Source organism: Trichlorobacter sp., from assembly GCF_030247655.1.
Lineage (GTDB): Bacteria > Desulfobacterota > Desulfuromonadia > Geobacterales > Pseudopelobacteraceae > Trichlorobacter.
Genome location: NZ_JAOTRZ010000052.1, coordinates 1 through 16842, shown reverse-complemented (window position 1 = coordinate 16842; position 16842 = coordinate 1). Strand labels below are relative to the sequence as shown.

Genomic DNA, 16842 nt, shown 5'->3' with positions numbered 1-16842 from the left:
TGGGGATGCTTACGGCCACCCTTAGGAGGAATGCTGGCTACCGTGCCTTCAATGATCTTCAGCAGCGCCTGCTGTACACCTTCGCCTGAAACATCACGGGTCAGTGAGGGTGATTCAGCTTTTCGAGCGATCTTGTCGATCTCGTCAATATAGACGATACCCTTTTGAGCACGTTCAACATCATAATCAGCAGCCTGCAGTAGGCTCAGGATTATGTTTTCTACATCCTCACCAACATAGCCAGCTTCAGTCAGGTTGGTTGCATCAGCAATGGCAAACGGTACTTTCAGCATCCGGGCCAGCGTCTGAGCCAACAGAGTCTTGCCTGATCCAGTTGGACCCAGAATCAGGATATTGCTTTTCTGCATCTCGACATCGCCAGGCTTTGCAGGACGTTCGATCCGCTTGTAATGATTATAAACCGCTACCGACAAGACCTTCTTTGCCGTTTCCTGACCAATGACATATTCGTCAAGAAACTCTTTAATTTCTCGTGGTTTGGGGAGTTTGGTGACATCCGGGCCCAGAGCATCTTCCATACGGATTTCTTCTGCAATAATGTCATTGCACAGCTCAATACATTCATCACAGATATAGACTGCCGGTCCGGCAATAAGTTTTTTTACTTCATCCTGACTCTTGCCGCAAAATGAGCAGGTCAGGTGATGCTGGGATGTGTCTCTTCGACTCACGTTAGTCACCTCCCTCTGGACGACGGGACATGACAGCATCAATCAGACCGTAATTCTGGGCCTCTTCAGCTGACATGAAAAAATCACGCTCCGTATCCCGTTCCAGGCGTTCCACCGGTTGTCCTGAAAGCTCAGCAAGCAAGCGGTTCAACTCCCGCTTCATACGCAGAATTTCTTCGGCCTGGATCATGATATCAGTGGCCTGACCGCGTGAACCGCCAGACGGTTGGTGAATCATAATGCGAGCATGGGGCAGCGCAAAACGTTTCCCCTTCTCTCCAGCGGTCAATAGTACCGCCCCCATGGAAGCAGCCTGGCCGATACAGATGGTTGAAACCGGGGCCTTGATGTAGTTCATGGTATCAAAGATTGCCATACCTGCAGTAACCACACCGCCAGGTGAGTTGATATAGAGATGGATATCCTTGTCCGGATCTTCTGCCTCAAGAAACAGTAGCTGAGCAATGATCAGATCAGCGACCGGATCATTAATTTCACCCCCAAGAAAGACAATCCGCTCTTTCAGAAGTCGTGAATAGATATCATAGGCCCGTTCACCGCGACCGCTTTGCTCAACCACCATAGGTACATACATGGAGATAAATCCTTTACTCTGCAGCAACAGGTGCGTTTAACTCTACGGCATCCACTTCAGTAACCACTGCATTTTCAAGTAGGAAGGCGATGGCCTTGTCTTCCTTGATCTCTGCGACCATTGAGTTGCGTGCATTTGCCTGGGAGGCGTAGAATTCTTTGATGCGACCGAGCATATCTTCATTACCTGCTGCAATCTGGGTATAACGAGCCTCAAGGTCCGCGTCTTCAACAGCAATATTCTCTTTTTCAACCAGGGCCATAACCAGCAGACCGCCTTTTACCTTTTGCGCAGCCTCGCCCCAAAAACGCTGCCTGAAACCGTTTTCATCAAGCCCCATTTGCTCTATGGACATGTTCTGACTCTTCAAGCGATTCTTGAGGTTTTCCAGCATAAAGTCAGTCTGACGACGAACCATTGAATCAGGGACTTCAAGCGGATTTTTCTCAATCAGTGCATCAATAACACGGGTCTTGAGATCAGTTTTGATCCGCTCAAGCTCCTGTTGTTCGCGCATTTCTGCCAGCTTAATCCGCATATCAGCGATGGTCTCAAAATCACCAAACTGCTGGGCAAATTCGTCATCCAGCTCGGGCAGTTCTTTTTTCTTGATCTCTTTCAGGGTAACCGTAAAAACTCCCGGCTTACCAGCAAGCTCTTTATTAGGATTATCATCAGGCATGGTCACGGTGATGTCTTTGGTTTCACCCAGCGACATCCCCAACAGCCCCTCTTCAAGTCCTGGCAGCAGACGACCGTTGCCAACTTCTACTGAGGCATCCTAGCCGCCGGTCTCTTCTTCCGGGTAACCAGGTACCGCAAAGGAGAAGTCAACGGTCAGAACCATCCCCTTTTCAACGGCACCCTCTTCAACCGGTGCCAGTTGTGCCATGTTTTCACGCATCCGCTCGATTTCGCCCTCAACAGCTTTTTCATCAGCAATATAGCGTTCTCTTTTGACCTGTAGGCCTTTGTATTCACCAAGCAGAATCTGCGGCATAATCTCGATCAGCGCAGAATATTTGAAGGGGGTCCCCTCCTCTACCATGGCAATATCATCGATCATCGGGGCATCTACCGGCTCAAGCTTATGCTCATCCAGTGCCGGGAAAAGGGTTTGCTCGTACAGACGACGCATAACCTCATCCTGCATGGCATTGCGATACATTTTTTTAACCATCTGCATCGGAGCCTTGCCTTTACGGAAACCGGAAAGGGTGGCTTTTTTCTGGATACCAGCAAATGACTTTTCAATTTCAGCATTTACCCGTTCAGCAGGAACTTCTACACTTATCTTGCGCTTAACCGAGCTGATTTCTTCTATCTGAACCTGCATAACTAGTTCCTCGCTTGCGTGGGATGAAATTTAAATGGTGCGAGAGAGGAGACTTGAACTCCTATACCTTGCGGTGCCAGATCCTAAGTCTGGTGCGTCTGCCAATTCCGCCACTCTCGCAATTTGAATTGGTTAAATTAGGCGAATTACCTCGTTTCGTCAAGGTAATTTCTAAAACAATTCCATTTGTGCCTCTGATTCAGTCGTACTTCTGCGTCTCTGCTTACCTGCTTCAGGTTTGTCTATCAATTCTGCGGGGAGTTCAGAAATGAATCGGGATAATTCTCGCGCCCCCTGCCCCATCCAGCCTCTATAACCTGATGCAGTCAGGATTACCCGTTGTTTTGCACGGGTCAGACCAACATAAAAGAGACGGCGCTCCTCTTCCACATTGGGAGTTCCCATCAGGGTGCAGGGGAAAATCCCTTCTTCAAGTCCTGTCATAAAGACAACCGGAAATTCCAAGCCCTTTGCACTATGGCAGGACATCAGCGCAACGGCTTCAGCCCGCTGATCATAGACTGTTGCAGCGGCATACTGCTGCAAATGATGGCTAAAGGCAGATAGATCGGTTCCAAATCCCTCTGCCTGATGTAACAGTCGATTAACAACGTCATCAGGTTCCAGGGCAAATACCGGCAGGGCCAGCAGCAAGGCTGCTGCTACTCCTTGATCAGCAGCAGCTCGTTTAAAACGGTCAAGCGTGGCTGTCAGTAGCTTAAGCGCCTTGCCTGTTGTTGGCGCATGATCATGTTCTGCTACAAGTCCAAGAAAATACCCTTTTAGCGGCAGATCAGACTCAAGCCGTTCAAGCGTGGTTGCCCCAACACCTTTGAGAGCACCAAACAGACCCAACCAAAGGGCTATTTCATCACTGCCATTTGCTGCCTGTAGTAATTGATACAGGGGACGCAGCTTTGTTTCCATGTAGAAAGGAGTTGCTCCAACCAGCTGATACGGTATGCCGCGTCTGGCAAGTGCTTCTGCCAGCTCTTCTGCCTGTCGCCCCAACCGAAACAGAATGGCAAAATCAGCAAAGCTCAAGCCCTCTGCCGGGGGGATGGTGCCAGACCGACCGCTATTACGGGAAAAACTGTCCACGCCGCCGATTAGTTCTTCAATCCGCCTGACAATTAATTCAGCTTCAGAGCCTGGTGAGAGCGTTCGGTGAAACTCAATCGCACCATCAGGATTGTTGTCTCCAGCCGAGAGCGGCAGGCCGCTGCAGATCAGGTTGCGGCAGATCAGACTACCTGCCGCCTGCACAATCTTTCTGGGTAGCCGATAAGTGGTCTTTAACGGCAACAAAACCGTGCCCGGTACCTCGGCAAAGCGGAAGAAATAGCGAAGATCGCCCCCCCTGAAGCCATAAATGGCCTGATCAGGGTCACCGATGGCAAAGACCGTTGCCTGCTCTGCCAATAGTTGCACCAGATCATATTGGGATCGATTCAAATCCTGAAATTCATCTACGAACAGATGCTGAACATGGTGCTGTACCCGTTGCTTAAATGATGGATCAGCATTCATGAGCTGTACACAGACCGGTATAATAGCGTCCAGATCAAGGGCGTTCAGGCGCACCAGTTCATCCACGTAGAGCTTGGTTTCTTCCGTTACTGTCAGCTGGATACCAGAACAATGGGCTGCAATTGCATTGGTGATCCTGCTGCGTTCAGCAACCCCCCGATCCGCATACAGTCTCTTTAACAGGCGCTGGCGACTTTCAGGCCCAACCACGGTCAAACCTGGATTATCCTGACGTAACTGTTCCAGACAGAAACGGTGAAAGGTGCCGATAAAAAGGCTTTCTGTCGCTGTTCGGCAACTCTTTTTGAGTCGCTCTTGCATCTCTTCAGCAGTACGGGTTGTAAAGGTGATTGCAACAATCCGATTTGGATCTGCGCCCTGAGCAAGCAGGCGTTGCAGGCGTGACACCAGGGTGAAGGTCTTGCCGGTGCCGGGTCCAGCAGCCACCAATACGCGCCGCCCATCAGACTGAATGGCTGTCTGTTGCTCAGGATTTGGCCCCGTCACCTTATATTCAGCAGGTTCAGTTATTTTAGATGGCGCAGCATATTGCTTTGGCAATGGCTCTGATACTACTTTCTTGCGGCTTTTGGGAACACGTTGGTCACCGAATAGTCCCCCCTGCCCTGCCAGTTGTGTCAGCTCGCCTTCTTCAAACATACGGATCACGCCAAACTCACCATCATAGCCTGGCTGACGGATCACCGCACCTTCCCGCATCCGTTTGACCGCTTCAGCCAAGAGCGGTTCAAAGCAATTGATCTGCTCCAGATCAGCATGTAACAGCAGGTTAAATTCAGATCCAAACTGTGACAACGCCCGCCCGTACTGGTGAATAACCTGCTTGGAGGAAGGACCAACCTGCAGCAGTTCTCCGAGAATTTCAGGAAGCGGTATCAGGGAATAAAAACTGGGAGAATCATCACGATACTGCGGTTCTGCACGGTCTGCCAGCTCCAACACCCGATGATGTACCCCAACGGTGACCGGTTTACCGCAGGCTGGACAAAGATTGTGTAACCGACGGGTTTCATGGGGGTCCAAACAGACCTTGCAATCACGGTGACCGTCAAAGTGGTATTTCCCCTCTTCCGGGAAAAACTCAACCGTACCGCAAAAGGTATCGCGATTGTTCTGCTGCAGGGCTTCTCGCAAGGAAAAGAAATCGAAACCAGTGTTGAATAAATTGGCCTCACGTCCCAGCTTTGATGGTGAATGGCAGTCAGAGTTGGAGATCAGGGCACAATGATCTAGTCCTGAGATCAGGCGGTTCATGTCAGGATCAGAGGAAAGTCCGGTTTCAAGGGCAAAAATATGACTGGTCAGGTCGCCAAAACATTCTTCAATACTGTCAAAGCCTGATTTTGAGCCAAACAGGGAAAACCAGGGGGTCCAGATATGAGCCGGAACCAGAAAGGCATCGCTTGAGCATTCCAGCAAGATCTCCAGCAGGTTACGGCTATCAAGCCCCAGAATTGGCCGGCCATCTGAGACAATATTGCCGATACCGGACAGTCTGGCATTCAGACGCTCAACCGAGGCGAAATCAGGCAGATACAGCAGATTATGCACCTTTCGGGTAGCACCGCCACGCTTATAAATAGAACTGATCTCGGCAGACAGTAGAAAGCGTACCGGTGTGTCAGCTTGTATCACCCCAGGCAGGATAGCAGGAATGGCCTTTTCATCTTTCAGGCGGTAAAAACCGGGCTCAGCAGGTTCTAACTGCTCTTTCAACAGCTTGAACCAACCGGGGTGGGTACAGTCACCGGTGCCGATGACCTGAATCCCTTTCAGCCGTGCCCAGGCAGCCAGACCTGCCGGACTGCTGTCCGGGCTGGTGGCCCGTGAAAAGGGAGAATGGATATGCAGATCCGCACAATAGTTCATAGGTGGTGTGCCAATTGTGAAATGATCGGCCAGTCAGCCTCAGCCCAATCAAGGTTTGGTAGTTCATGGGGGGGAAGCCAGCAGGCTGCACTGTGTTCATGCAGGATCATGGTGCCTTCAAGAGAGTCACAGAAAAAGGGATAAAGCGTAACCTTAAAAGCTGGATAGCTGTGGGTGGCCAGTGGCAACGCCTGCCCTACTCTGACAGAAATTGCCAGCTCCTCCTGCAGCTCCCGCTGCAGACACTGCTCTGGAGACTCCCCCTCTTCCAGCTTACCGCCGGGAAATTCCCATTTAAGCGGCAAAGACATGGTTGCAGAACGTTGGGTAGCCAGGATCAAGCCATCCATTTTAATGACTGCACAGGCGACATGAATATGTGGAAGCAGGTCAGACATGTAATTACCTGTATCATACTGCATGCAGAGCGACAATCAGGGAAAAACAAAAGCCCGGCAACAAAGGTCACCGGGCTTTTGCAAAAACGACACTACGATTTATTTTAGACGGTTGGCATACAGCGGAAAGTTTTTCATCATCTGATTAACCCGCTTCTGAATACCGGCCAAAGCCTCATCATTACCGATATTGGCAATGGCTTCAGCAATAAAGCTGGCAACCTGCTCCATCTCAGTATCTTTCAGGCCATGGGAGGTACAGGCTGGCGTACCAACCCGGATACCGGAGGTAACAAAAGGAGAACGGGTTTCAAACGGTACGGTGTTCTTGTTTACCGTAATACCGGCCTTATCCAGAGCCTCTTCAGCAGCCTTACCAGTGATCTCGGTGCCGGTGAAGTTGATCAGCATCAGGTGGTTGTCGGTGCCGCCAGAGGTCAGCTTAAACCCTTTGGCCATCAGACATTCTGCCAGCTTGGCAGCGTTCTTGACGATCTGCTGCTGATAGGTCTTGAACTCAGGCTGCAACGCCTCCTTAAAGGCAACTGCCTTGGCTGCAATCACATGCATCAATGGCCCGCCCTGGATACCAGGGAAGATCTGAGAGTTAATGGTCTTGGCAAATTCTTCACGGCAGAGAATCATACCACCACGGGGGCCACGCAGGGTCTTGTGGGTGGTGGTGGTAACAAACTCAGCATAGGGGACCGGGTTGGGGTGTACACCGGCGGCCACCAGACCGGCAATGTGGGCCATATCCACCATCACCTTGGCGCCAACCTTGTCAGCAATGGTACGGAAGGCCGGGAAGTCAATGATACGGGGATAGGCGCTGGCGCCAACTACGATCATCTTTGGCTTATGCTCCAGTGCCAGGCGTTCAACCTCATTGTAATCAATGGTTTCAGTGTCAGGAGAAACACCATAGGGCACCACTTTGTAGAAACGGCCCGAGAAGTTAACCGGGCTACCATGGGTCAGGTGACCACCATGGGAAAGGTTCATCCCCAGGATGGTATCGCCCGGTTGGCAGACTGCATTGTAGACTGCCATATTGGCCTGGGAACCGGCGTGGGGCTGCACATTGGCATGCTCGGCACCAAACAGCTCCTTGGCACGGTCAATGGCCAGATTTTCAACCACATCCACATGGTGACAACCGCCATAGTAACGCTTGCCGGGATAGCCTTCGGCATACTTGTTGGTCATCACGCTGCCCTGAGCTTCAAGGACTGCTTCAGACACAAAGTTTTCAGAGGCGATCAGCTCCAGGTTATATTCCTGACGCTCGGTTTCATGCTGAATCGCTTCAGCAACTGCTGGATCAAACTGGGAGAGAATTGACATCGTTCAAGCTCCTTATCTGGTGTATACGGTTAGTACAAAAAGGAAACGGGACTTTTGCAAGTCCCGCTTGATGATATAATTGCTAATAGGCTCTACTGACAGCTCTTTTTCTCAATATCGGTAATCTTGTCAAGACGTCTTTGATGGCGATCGCCTTCATAGGAGGCATCCAGCCAGGCGGCCAGACAGGCTTCTGCTGTTTCCACCGGCAGGATGCGGCCACCCAGGGCAAGAATATTAGCATTGTTGTGTTGTTTGGCCAGTTCAGCCATCTGGGGTGTGGTTACCAGGGCAGCCCTGATACCGGGTACCTTGTTGGCTGCTATGGAAATACCGATACCGGTACCGCAGATCACAATGCCAGCATCAGCCTCTCCATGTACCACCAGCAGGGCCACTGCTTCAGCAAATTCAGGATAGTCAACCGAATCTGTTGAATAGGTGCCCGCATCAGCCACTTCAATGTCTCTACCCTGCAGAAACGGAATCAGGGCCTGCTTTAATTCAAATCCGCCGTGATCAGAACCGATGGCAATTTTCATTGCTATACCCTCTTGAATAGCAAGGTAGCGTTGGTGCCACCAAAGCCAAGTGAGTTACTCATGACATAATCCACCTTGGCTTCACGGGCGGTGTTAGGTACGTAATCAAGATCACAGGCAGGATCAGGCTCTTCGTAGTTGATGGTAGGCGGAACAATATTCTTGTCCAGCACCATACAACTGATTACCGCCTCAAGACCACCGGCAGCACCCAACAGGTGACCGGTCATGGACTTGGTGGAGGAAACCATCAGTTTATAGGCATGATCACCAAAGACCGATTTGATGGCCAGGGTTTCATTCAGGTCATTGAAGTAGGTTGAAGTACCGTGGGCATTAATATAGCCAACCTGCTCAGGATTTACGCCTGCGTTCTTGAGGGCCATCTTCATGCAGCGGGCTGCACCTTCGCCCCCTTCAGCCGGAGTTGTCATATGATAGGCGTCAGCGGTCAGACCGTACCCGACAACTTCAGCATAAATTTTGGCACCACGAGCTTTGGCTGCTTCATACTCTTCCAAAATAACAATGCCAGCTCCTTCCCCAAGGATAAAGCCGTCACGCCCCTTATCAAAAGGCCGGGAAGCACGCTGTGGTTCATCATTGCGATCAGATAGCGCCTTCATCACCGCAAAACCGCCAATTCCCAGCGGTGTAACCGTAGACTCAGTACCGCCGGCAATCATGGCATCAGCATCACCACGGGCAATCATATGATAGGCATCACCAATGGAGTGGGTACCGGTTGCACAGGCAGATACCGAAGACAGGTTTGGGCCTTTAGCGCCGTATTTAATAGAGATATGACCAGGTGCCAGGTTAATGATCAGCATCGGGATGAAGAAGGGAGAAATTTTCTTGTAGCCACCCTCCTGCAATGCAATATGATACTTCTCAATGGCGGGCAAGCCACCCAGACCAGCGCCAACCAATACACCAACCCGCTCGGCATTCTCTTCTGTTACCTGCAGGCCGGAGTCTTCCATGGCAAACTGGGCTGCTGCCATGGCGTACTGAATAAAGAGATCCATCTTCTTGATCTCTTTTTTGTCAATAAACTGCTCGGCATCAAAATCCTTCACCTCACCGGCGATTCTAACCGGAAGGGAACTGGCATCAAAGCGGGTGATATGATCAATGCCGGAGCGACCATTCATCAGGCCATCCCAGTTTTTCTGATTGCCGGTCCCTAACGGGGAAACGGCACCCACACCGGTAACGACGACTCTTCTCATCTGTAAACTCCCATTCATAGTGGGTCTGGTAAAAAAGGAAAAGAGGGGACCAGTCCCCCCTTTTCAATCCTGCCGGTCTTCAGTCAGATCTTAGGTATGCTCAACGATGTAATCAATGGCATCCTGAACGGTCTGGATCTTCTCAGCATCTTCATCAGGGATTTCAATATCGAATTCCTCTTCAAGCGCCATAACCAGCTCAACGGTGTCAAGGGAGTCTGCACCCAGATCATCCATGAAGGATGCCTCGGAAACAGCCTGTGCCTCGTCAACTCCCAGCTGCTCGGCAACAATTTCTTTTACTCTTTTAGCTACATCAGACATCTTACACCTCCGTGTGATATAAACCGTTGCTGGTTTTGTTTTTGAAAACGTCTCTGCTTCTTAGCAAACAGAAACGACAAATGTCAAAGCAATTTTTCAGGAGATTGGAACTACATCCAACCAGCTGAAATTGCATTACATATACATGCCGCCATTAACCGCCGGCAATATCATCGGCTAAACCAAGCCGCTCCATAGGTATCTGGGCTGCCAGTTCTCCACGTACTTTATCGGACAAGGCATCGGTCATGGCAGTGGCAATAAAGCCGGGAGCAACAGCATTAACCGTTACATTCCGCTTGGCCATTTCACGGGCATTGGACTTGGTCAGACCGATCAGACCTGCCTTGCTGGCGCAGTAGTTGGCCTGTCCGGCATTGCCCATTTGACCCACAATTGAGGCGATATTGATAATCCGGCCATAGCGTTGCTTGCTCATTACCTTGAAAGCGGTACGGGTACAGACAAAGGCACCTTTCAAGTTGACACTCAGAACGGCATCCCAGTCTTCGTCCTTCATCCGCATGATCAGGCCGTCACGGGTAATACCTGCGTTATTGACCAGGATATCCACCCGGCCAAAGGCTTCAACAGCTGCATCAATCATCCGCTCAACATCTGCCGTAACCGTTACGTTACCAACCACGGCAAGTGCCTTGGCACCAGTTGCCTGCAGTTCTGCAACGGTTGCGTCAGTAGCGGCCTGATCCATATCCATGGCTACAATGGTGGCACCCTGCGCTGCAAGCGCAAAGGCGATACTTTTTCCAATTCCTCGTGATGCACCGGTAATAACGGCTACTTTCCCCTGTGGCATAGTCTGTCTCCTCTTAAATAACTATCAGGATTGCTTATCTGCAAAGGTTGCCTTTAAATCTGCCTCAGTCACTACCTTGCCATCCACCAACGCCTTGGCGCTAAAGAACCAGATCCCGCGCTTGCAGGCAGTTGCTTCGACTTCAAAACGCAGCTGATCGCCAGGCATGACCGGCTTGCGAAACTTGGCATTATCGATGCCGGTGAAATAGGTAACCTTGCCCCGTATGCTCTCATCGGACTGATAGGCCAGAATACCTGCTACCTGCGCCATCGCTTCGATAATAAGAACCCCGGGCATAACCGGATGGCCTGGAAAATGGCCTGGGAAAAACGGTTCATTGATGGTGACATTCTTAAGGCCGACAATCCGCTTGCCCACCTCAATCTCAAGAATACGGTCCACCATCAGAAATGGATGACGATGGGGCAATATCTTCATAATCTGATTGATATCAAGCATAGGTACTATCCTCCATTACAACAGGAATCAGGCAGCTGCTTTTACACCGGCACTGTCTTCAATGTTAACCAGGGTCATCTCTTTGTTAATCCGTTTTACCAATCCGGTCAACACCTTACCCGGTCCGATCTCAACAAAGCGGGTTACCCCTTGATTAATCATGGCATGGACCGACTGTTCCCAACGTACCGGCGCACAGACCTGGGCCACCAGCAGCTCACGTACCCGTGCTGCATCCTGGTTCGCCATAGCTTCTACGTTGGTAATAACCGGCAGGGAAAGCGGATGCACCAGCACACAGTCGAGCACCTCTTTTAAACGGTCTGCAGCAGGCTGCATCAAAGCACAATGGAATGGTGCACTGACCGGCAGCAGCATGGCCTTGCGAAAGCCTTTGGCCTTGGCCAGCTCAATAGTGCGGTTCACTGCAGTTGCATGTCCGGCAATCACGATCTGTCCAGGGGAGTTGAAGTTTGCCGGAGCAACAACCTCACCCTGCGCAGCCTCTTCGCAGATGGCTGCCAATACATCAGCTTCAATTGAGAGCATGGCAGCCATGGCACCGACACCAACCGGTACAGCCTCCTGCATGAAGGTACCACGGGAACGCACTGTCTTGGCTGCATCAGCCAAAGACAAGGCACCGCTGCAGACCAGGGCGGAATATTCACCCAGTGAGTGCCCGGCAACACAATCAGCCTGTAAGCCAGTCTCCTGCTGTACCACCCTCAGGGCAGCAATACTTGCCGTTAATATAGCTGGCTGGGTATTAAAGGTCAGCTTAAGATCCTCTTCAGGACCATCAAAACAGAGCTTGGAAAGCTTGAATCCAAGCGCATCATCCGCCTCTTCAAAGGTGTGGCGGGCCAGGGGAAAATTTTCTGCCAGATCCTTACCCATACCGGCATACTGTGAACCTTGCCCTGGAAACAAAAAAGCTGTTTTACTCATAATTATAACCCTTTATTGTAACGTTATGCTGCTACCACTTTAACAATACTGAGCCATAGGTAAAACCACCACCAAAGGCATCCAGCAAGACCAGATCTCCAGATTTAAGGCGCCCCTCACGGTTAGCCTCATCCAGAGCCAAGGGGATAGAGGCAGAAGAGGTATTGCCATATTTATGCAGATTAACAAAGATCCGTTCTTCAGGAATACCGACCCGCTTACCGGTCGCCTCTATAATGCGGCGATTGGCTTGATGGGGAATCAAGAGTGAGACATCATCTGCAGTGACAGCGTTGTGTTCAAGTGCTGCAACAGCAGCGTCACCCATGGCACGTACCGCATGCTTGAAGACTTCATTACCTTCCATCCTCAAGTAATGCAGCTTGTCAGTAAAGGTATTCGCTGCAGTAGCAGGGTTTCTGCCTCCGCAACCGGGCTGGTACAGCAAGCCCCAGTGGGTGCCATTGGTAAAGATGTGGCTTGAAAGGATGCCCTGCTCTGCACTATCAGCCTCCACAACAACTGCACCAGCCCCATCACCAAACAGGATACAGGTATTACGGTCGGCGAAATCCACAATACGGGTGAGCACCTCTGCCCCCATTACCAGCACCTTGCGAGCCATACCGCTCTTGATGTATGCCTCTGCCATATTCAGCCCATAAATGAAACCTGAGCAGGCGGCTGAAAGATCAAACGCAGCGGCATTATGCGCACCCAGCTCTTTTTGGATGATACAGGAGGTGGCAGGAAACGGGAAATCAGGTGTGACCGTACCCAGAATAATCAGGTCAAGTTCTTCAGGCGAGACATTGGCCATTTCAAGGGCCCGGCGTGCTGCCAGGGTGGCAAAGGTGGAAGTGTATTCGTTCTCAGCAGCAATACGACGTTGTTTGATACCGGTTCTGGTGGTGATCCACTCATCATTGGTATCAACCAGTTTTTCAAGGTCGTGATTGGTAAGAACCTTATCGGGAACAGCAGAACCGGTTCCCGTGATGCGGGCGCGCAGCATGTGACCCCCAACCGGAACTGAGGGAGATCTGGTTCCGGCACTTAAATAACAGATGGAAGGAAACCTACGGTCAGGACACTGGTGGTACAGATTGATTGGTGCGTGGAAACAGTGCCCCGTAATTTTCAGACAGTTTCTCGGCAATACGCTGCGTTACGCCACTGGTGGCATAATCATGGGCAAAGCGGATGGCATTCTTGATAGCCTTGGCATTTGAACCACCATGGCAGATCATGCCAACACCGTTAATACCAATCAGAGGTGCACCACCATACTCAGCGTAGTCAACGGTTTTTTTAAAGCGATTAAAGGCACCGCGCATGAATAAATAGCCCATCTTTGCTATCGTATCGCCCATAATCTCACGCTTTAACATGGTGCCGGTAGCCTCAGCCAGACCTTCGGACAGCTTCAGCACCACATTTCCCACAAAACCATCGCAGACCACTACCTCAACCGTACCTTTGAAAATATCGCGACCTTCCACATAACCAGCGTAGTTGAGTGATGTTTGACGGAGAATCGCATTGGTTTCGCGGGTCAGTTCATTACCCTTGGAATCTTCTTCGCCATTGGAAAGCAGGCCGATACGAGGATTAGGAATGCCCAGCGCATGCTTGGCATAGACCTGTCCCATAATGGCAAACTGGACCAGATGGGAAGCCTTGCAATCAACATTGCCTCCCACATCCAGCACCAGCGTTTTACCCTCCAGGGTTGGAAAAACCTGGGCTATGGCTGGCCGTTCAATTCCACTGATCCGCTTCAGGACGAACATGCCGGCAGCCATGGTAGCACCGGAATTACCGGCACTGACCGCAGCACAGGCCTGACCATCTTTGACCAATTCAAAGGCGAGTCGAACCGATGAGTTTCGCTTTTTGCGTACCGCATCAGAGGCAGAATCATGCATCCCCACCACCTCACTGGCGTGGTGGATGGTGATATCAAGCCCAGATGCAGTATGTCGATCAAGTTCCTGACGGAGACGATCTTCATCCCCGACCAGAACAATCGGAATACCAAACTGACGGGATGCAGCAACAGCCCCCTCAACCTCAATGGCTGGGGCGTTGTCACCTCCCATGGCATCAACAGCAACTCTCATGGTATGCAAGTCAGACCCGATCAGGCCTGCTTCGCAACCCCGGCTACTTCCTTGCCTTTGTAGGTTCCGCAGGAAGGACAGACGCGGTGCGGCATTTTAGGTGATTTGCACTCTGGACAGACCGACAGGCTGGGTGCGGTCAGAAAATCATGGGCACGGCGCATATTCTTACGTGATTTGGATGTTTTCTTCTTGGGTACTGCCATGGCTGATACTCCTTTGTTGGTGGCCTGGGGCCACTGTTTATGGGTGGACTTTAAAGTCCTTTAAAGCAGCAAATTTAGATTGCTTCTGTTCAATAACACAACTGCAGGAACCGGAATTAAGATCAATGCCACAGACCGGACATAAACCTTTACAGTTTTCTGAACAAAGTGGCTTAAGCGGAATATCCAAAGCAACCTGCTCAGCGATTTCAGGCATCAGATCAATTTCATCACCACTGAAGCAGGTGGAAATCAGATCATGTTCGTTAAGCTCAACTTCGTCTTCTTCTTCGTGGTTTACAGCAACACCTTCACGGAAAAAGATAGTGAATCGTGAGAACACAGTCCGATCAAAGCTGCAGAGACAACGGGAACAATCCAGCTGAACCGGTACAGACACAGTTCCTTCAACGCGATAGTGGTCATGTTCCCGTTCAGCTGTTAACTCGACCTGCACTGAGCCGGTAAAACGACACTCACCAGCAGCCACCATCTCGGCAAGAACCTGAAAAGATTCTGCCGGTTCATTGAAGGAATAGTCCCGAACGGCTTCCTTAATATGTTCGGTTCTGATCTTCATGCACGTACCTCTAGCTGTGGAGGGTTAAGAAATGAGGTAATATAGTGAAAGCTGATAGTTTGTCAAGAATAAAGAGCTTTTTTACTTTATTGCGGCACAAACGCTCCGCGGTCGGTAATCCGCTTCAGGGTCGCTACAATCAGCTTGGCAGACTGCTCCAGATCTCCCAGCGACACCACCTCTACCGGCGTATGCATATAGCGTAATGGTAGTTTCACCAGGGCAGTAGCCACACCTCCCCGGGAAATCTGCATCACGTTGGCATCTGTGCCGGTGGCCCTGGGGTTGGCGGTCAATTGCACTGCAATCTTGTCCTTCTGGGCTGTGGCATACAGCAGTTCAAACAGGGCGTGGTTGATATTGGCGCCACGGGTCAGAATCGGCCCTTTGCCCAAGGCAACCTCACCATTGTGTTTCCGCTCAACATCTGGCTGGTCAGTGGCAAAATCAACCTCAACGCAGATACCAATATCAGGATTGACCGTATAACAGCTGGTGGTGCCCCCCCGCAGGCCGATCTCTTCCTGCACCGATGAGACACCATAGAGATCAACCGGTAGTTTTTTCTTTTCTGCTGCCACCAGACGCAACACCTCTGCCACCACAAAGGAACCGGCCTTGTCATCAAAGCCTCGGGATGCGACCCGATCTCCCTGCAGACGGGTAAAATCACTGGCAAAGGTGATACAGTCCCCTACCCGCACCAGCTTCTGGGCCTCTTTTTTGTCCTTGGCACCAATATCAATGTACTGAGCTTCTAGCTTGACCACAGTCTCGCGGTCCTTGGCATCCATCAGATGGATCGGACGTTTTCCCACAACCCCTGATAATGGCCCGTCTGCAGTATGGATATGCACCACCTTGCCCGGTGTTAAATGGGCATCCACCCCGCCAATGGCTGCAAAATAGAGAAAACCTTTGTCATCAATATATTTAACCTGCAGACCGATTTCATCGGAATGTCCTACCAGCATCACTTTGGGACGATCCTTACCCTGCCCCGGAATAAAGCCATACACATTGCCCAGTACGTCACTGCTAACCTGGCAGTAGGGAGTAACATAGTCACGAAACAGTCGTTGAGCTGGCTGCTCATAGCCAGAGGGGCTGGGTGCGGCCAACAGTTTTTCCAAAAACGCCAATGATTCTTTACGCATCTAATGCCTCCTTATAAATACAATCGGTTACAATAGAACCTATCTTCTTTTGCTGTAAGTTTGACAGACAGACTTGATCATGGTGCAAGCTTGTATCTGTCTGAACAATTTTGATCAACAAACCGGATTGCTGCCAGTGAATCAGGTTGCTCCGTGCATGCCCCTGTACTTCTGATAGCCGGTCAGGATGACAGGTAAGCTGCAACCCTTCAGTTGATTCGAACTGCTCTGCAAGCGTGACAACCAGATCAAAAAACAGCTGAGCTTTGACCAGTTGCCCCAAGGCAGGATGCCAACAGCCTGCCAGAATGGCGCCTTCCACAGACAGGCCATCTTCAGCCTGCAAACCAATCCGGATAACCGGTATACCTGCCTGTAGGCAGAGATGCAACATTTGTGCACCGATTTTTACCCCCTGTGCAAGATCAGGCGGTTGATACTGTCCTGCCCTGTGCTGATCAGCCAATGCTGTGCCGGAGAGTACCACTGCCGGATAGATCCGTATAAACTGTGCTCCAGCTGCCATAACACCTTTGACGCTGTCCAGTGCCTTTTCCCTGGTGTCACCAGGCAGGCCTGGTAAGAGTTGTGCTCCGACCTGAAACCCTGCAGCCTTAACACGCTTGATTGCAGCCAGGCTGTCGGCAGCAGTATGGC

At 50.9% G+C, this 16842-nt stretch carries 17 protein-coding genes, 1 tRNA gene and 2 pseudogenes; all 20 read right to left on the bottom strand.

Annotated features, from left to right (window positions below):
- Window positions 1-731 (bottom strand): ATP-dependent Clp protease ATP-binding subunit ClpX (clpX, locus tag OEL57_RS06800; RefSeq protein WP_307726465.1); only part of this gene is annotated, 731 nt, incomplete at its 3' end.
- The gene (clpP, locus tag OEL57_RS06795; protein ID WP_300738844.1) at window positions 694-1287 is read right to left on the bottom strand and encodes an ATP-dependent Clp endopeptidase proteolytic subunit ClpP; all 594 of its coding nucleotides are present in this window, start codon (window positions 1285-1287) and stop codon (window positions 694-696) included. The genes clpP and clpX, both read right to left, overlap by 38 nt.
- A gap of 13 nt (window positions 1288-1300) precedes the next feature.
- Window positions 1301-2053, bottom strand: a pseudogene (tig, locus tag OEL57_RS06790) (trigger factor); the annotation flags it as partial.
- Between the two features lie 15 nt (window positions 2054-2068).
- Window positions 2069-2623 carry a trigger factor family protein gene (locus OEL57_RS06785; protein WP_300738841.1) on the bottom strand — a complete coding sequence of 185 codons (555 nt, stop codon included), beginning with the start codon at window positions 2621-2623 and terminating at the stop codon, window positions 2069-2071.
- A 35-nt stretch (window positions 2624-2658) separates the two neighbouring features.
- Window positions 2659-2743: transfer RNA gene (locus tag OEL57_RS06780), tRNA-Leu, on the bottom strand.
- Window positions 2744-2794: 51 nt separating this feature from the next.
- Window positions 2795-6043 (bottom strand): UvrD-helicase domain-containing protein, encoded by a 3249-nt coding sequence (locus OEL57_RS06775; protein ID WP_300738838.1) that lies wholly within the window; start codon window positions 6041-6043, stop codon window positions 2795-2797.
- Window positions 6040-6441 (bottom strand): (deoxy)nucleoside triphosphate pyrophosphohydrolase, encoded by a 402-nt coding sequence (locus OEL57_RS06770; protein ID WP_300738835.1) that lies wholly within the window; start codon window positions 6439-6441, stop codon window positions 6040-6042. Before OEL57_RS06770 ends, OEL57_RS06775 begins: the two co-directional genes overlap by 4 nt.
- Before the next feature lie 99 nt (window positions 6442-6540).
- On the bottom strand, window positions 6541-7788 hold the full coding sequence (gene glyA / locus OEL57_RS06765; protein WP_300738832.1) for a serine hydroxymethyltransferase: 1248 nt from the start codon (window positions 7786-7788) through the stop codon (window positions 6541-6543).
- Window positions 7789-7880: 92 nt separating this feature from the next.
- On the bottom strand, window positions 7881-8330 hold the full coding sequence (gene rpiB, locus OEL57_RS06760) for a ribose 5-phosphate isomerase B (RefSeq protein WP_300738829.1): 450 nt from the start codon (window positions 8328-8330) through the stop codon (window positions 7881-7883).
- A gap of 2 nt (window positions 8331-8332) precedes the next feature.
- On the bottom strand, window positions 8333-9565 hold the full coding sequence (gene fabF / locus OEL57_RS06755) for a beta-ketoacyl-ACP synthase II (protein WP_300738826.1): 1233 nt from the start codon (window positions 9563-9565) through the stop codon (window positions 8333-8335).
- Window positions 9566-9655: 90 nt separating this feature from the next.
- Complete coding sequence (acpP, locus tag OEL57_RS06750; RefSeq protein WP_078790697.1) at window positions 9656-9889, bottom strand: acyl carrier protein; 234 nt, start codon at window positions 9887-9889, stop codon at window positions 9656-9658.
- Window positions 9890-10043: 154 nt separating this feature from the next.
- The gene (fabG, locus tag OEL57_RS06745) at window positions 10044-10706 is read right to left on the bottom strand and encodes a 3-oxoacyl-ACP reductase FabG (protein WP_300738818.1); all 663 of its coding nucleotides are present in this window, start codon (window positions 10704-10706) and stop codon (window positions 10044-10046) included.
- A gap of 24 nt (window positions 10707-10730) precedes the next feature.
- Window positions 10731-11168, bottom strand: a complete 438-nt coding sequence (fabZ, locus tag OEL57_RS06740) for a 3-hydroxyacyl-ACP dehydratase FabZ (RefSeq protein ID WP_307726464.1) — start codon at window positions 11166-11168, stop codon at window positions 10731-10733.
- A 27-nt stretch (window positions 11169-11195) separates the two neighbouring features.
- The gene (gene fabD / locus OEL57_RS06735) at window positions 11196-12119 is read right to left on the bottom strand and encodes an ACP S-malonyltransferase (RefSeq protein ID WP_300738816.1); all 924 of its coding nucleotides are present in this window, start codon (window positions 12117-12119) and stop codon (window positions 11196-11198) included.
- A 31-nt stretch (window positions 12120-12150) separates the two neighbouring features.
- Window positions 12151-13134, bottom strand: coding sequence for a beta-ketoacyl-ACP synthase III (locus OEL57_RS06730; protein WP_300738814.1), 984 nt, complete (start codon window positions 13132-13134; stop codon window positions 12151-12153).
- A gap of 70 nt (window positions 13135-13204) precedes the next feature.
- On the bottom strand, window positions 13205-14242 hold the full coding sequence (gene plsX / locus OEL57_RS06725) for a phosphate acyltransferase PlsX (protein ID WP_300738812.1): 1038 nt from the start codon (window positions 14240-14242) through the stop codon (window positions 13205-13207).
- Window positions 14243-14262: 20 nt separating this feature from the next.
- Window positions 14263-14448 carry a 50S ribosomal protein L32 gene (gene rpmF, locus OEL57_RS06720; protein WP_300738810.1) on the bottom strand — a complete coding sequence of 62 codons (186 nt, stop codon included), beginning with the start codon at window positions 14446-14448 and terminating at the stop codon, window positions 14263-14265.
- 37 nt (window positions 14449-14485) lie between these two features.
- A complete protein-coding gene (locus tag OEL57_RS06715; protein WP_300738808.1) occupies window positions 14486-15028 on the bottom strand; it encodes a YceD family protein in 543 nt (180 codons plus the stop codon).
- Window positions 15029-15114: 86 nt separating this feature from the next.
- A complete protein-coding gene (locus OEL57_RS06710; protein WP_300738805.1) occupies window positions 15115-16185 on the bottom strand; it encodes a M42 family metallopeptidase in 1071 nt (356 codons plus the stop codon).
- A pseudogene (locus OEL57_RS06705) lies at window positions 16178-16842 on the bottom strand (radical SAM protein); the annotation flags it as partial. The gene OEL57_RS06710 and the pseudogene OEL57_RS06705, both read right to left, overlap by 8 nt.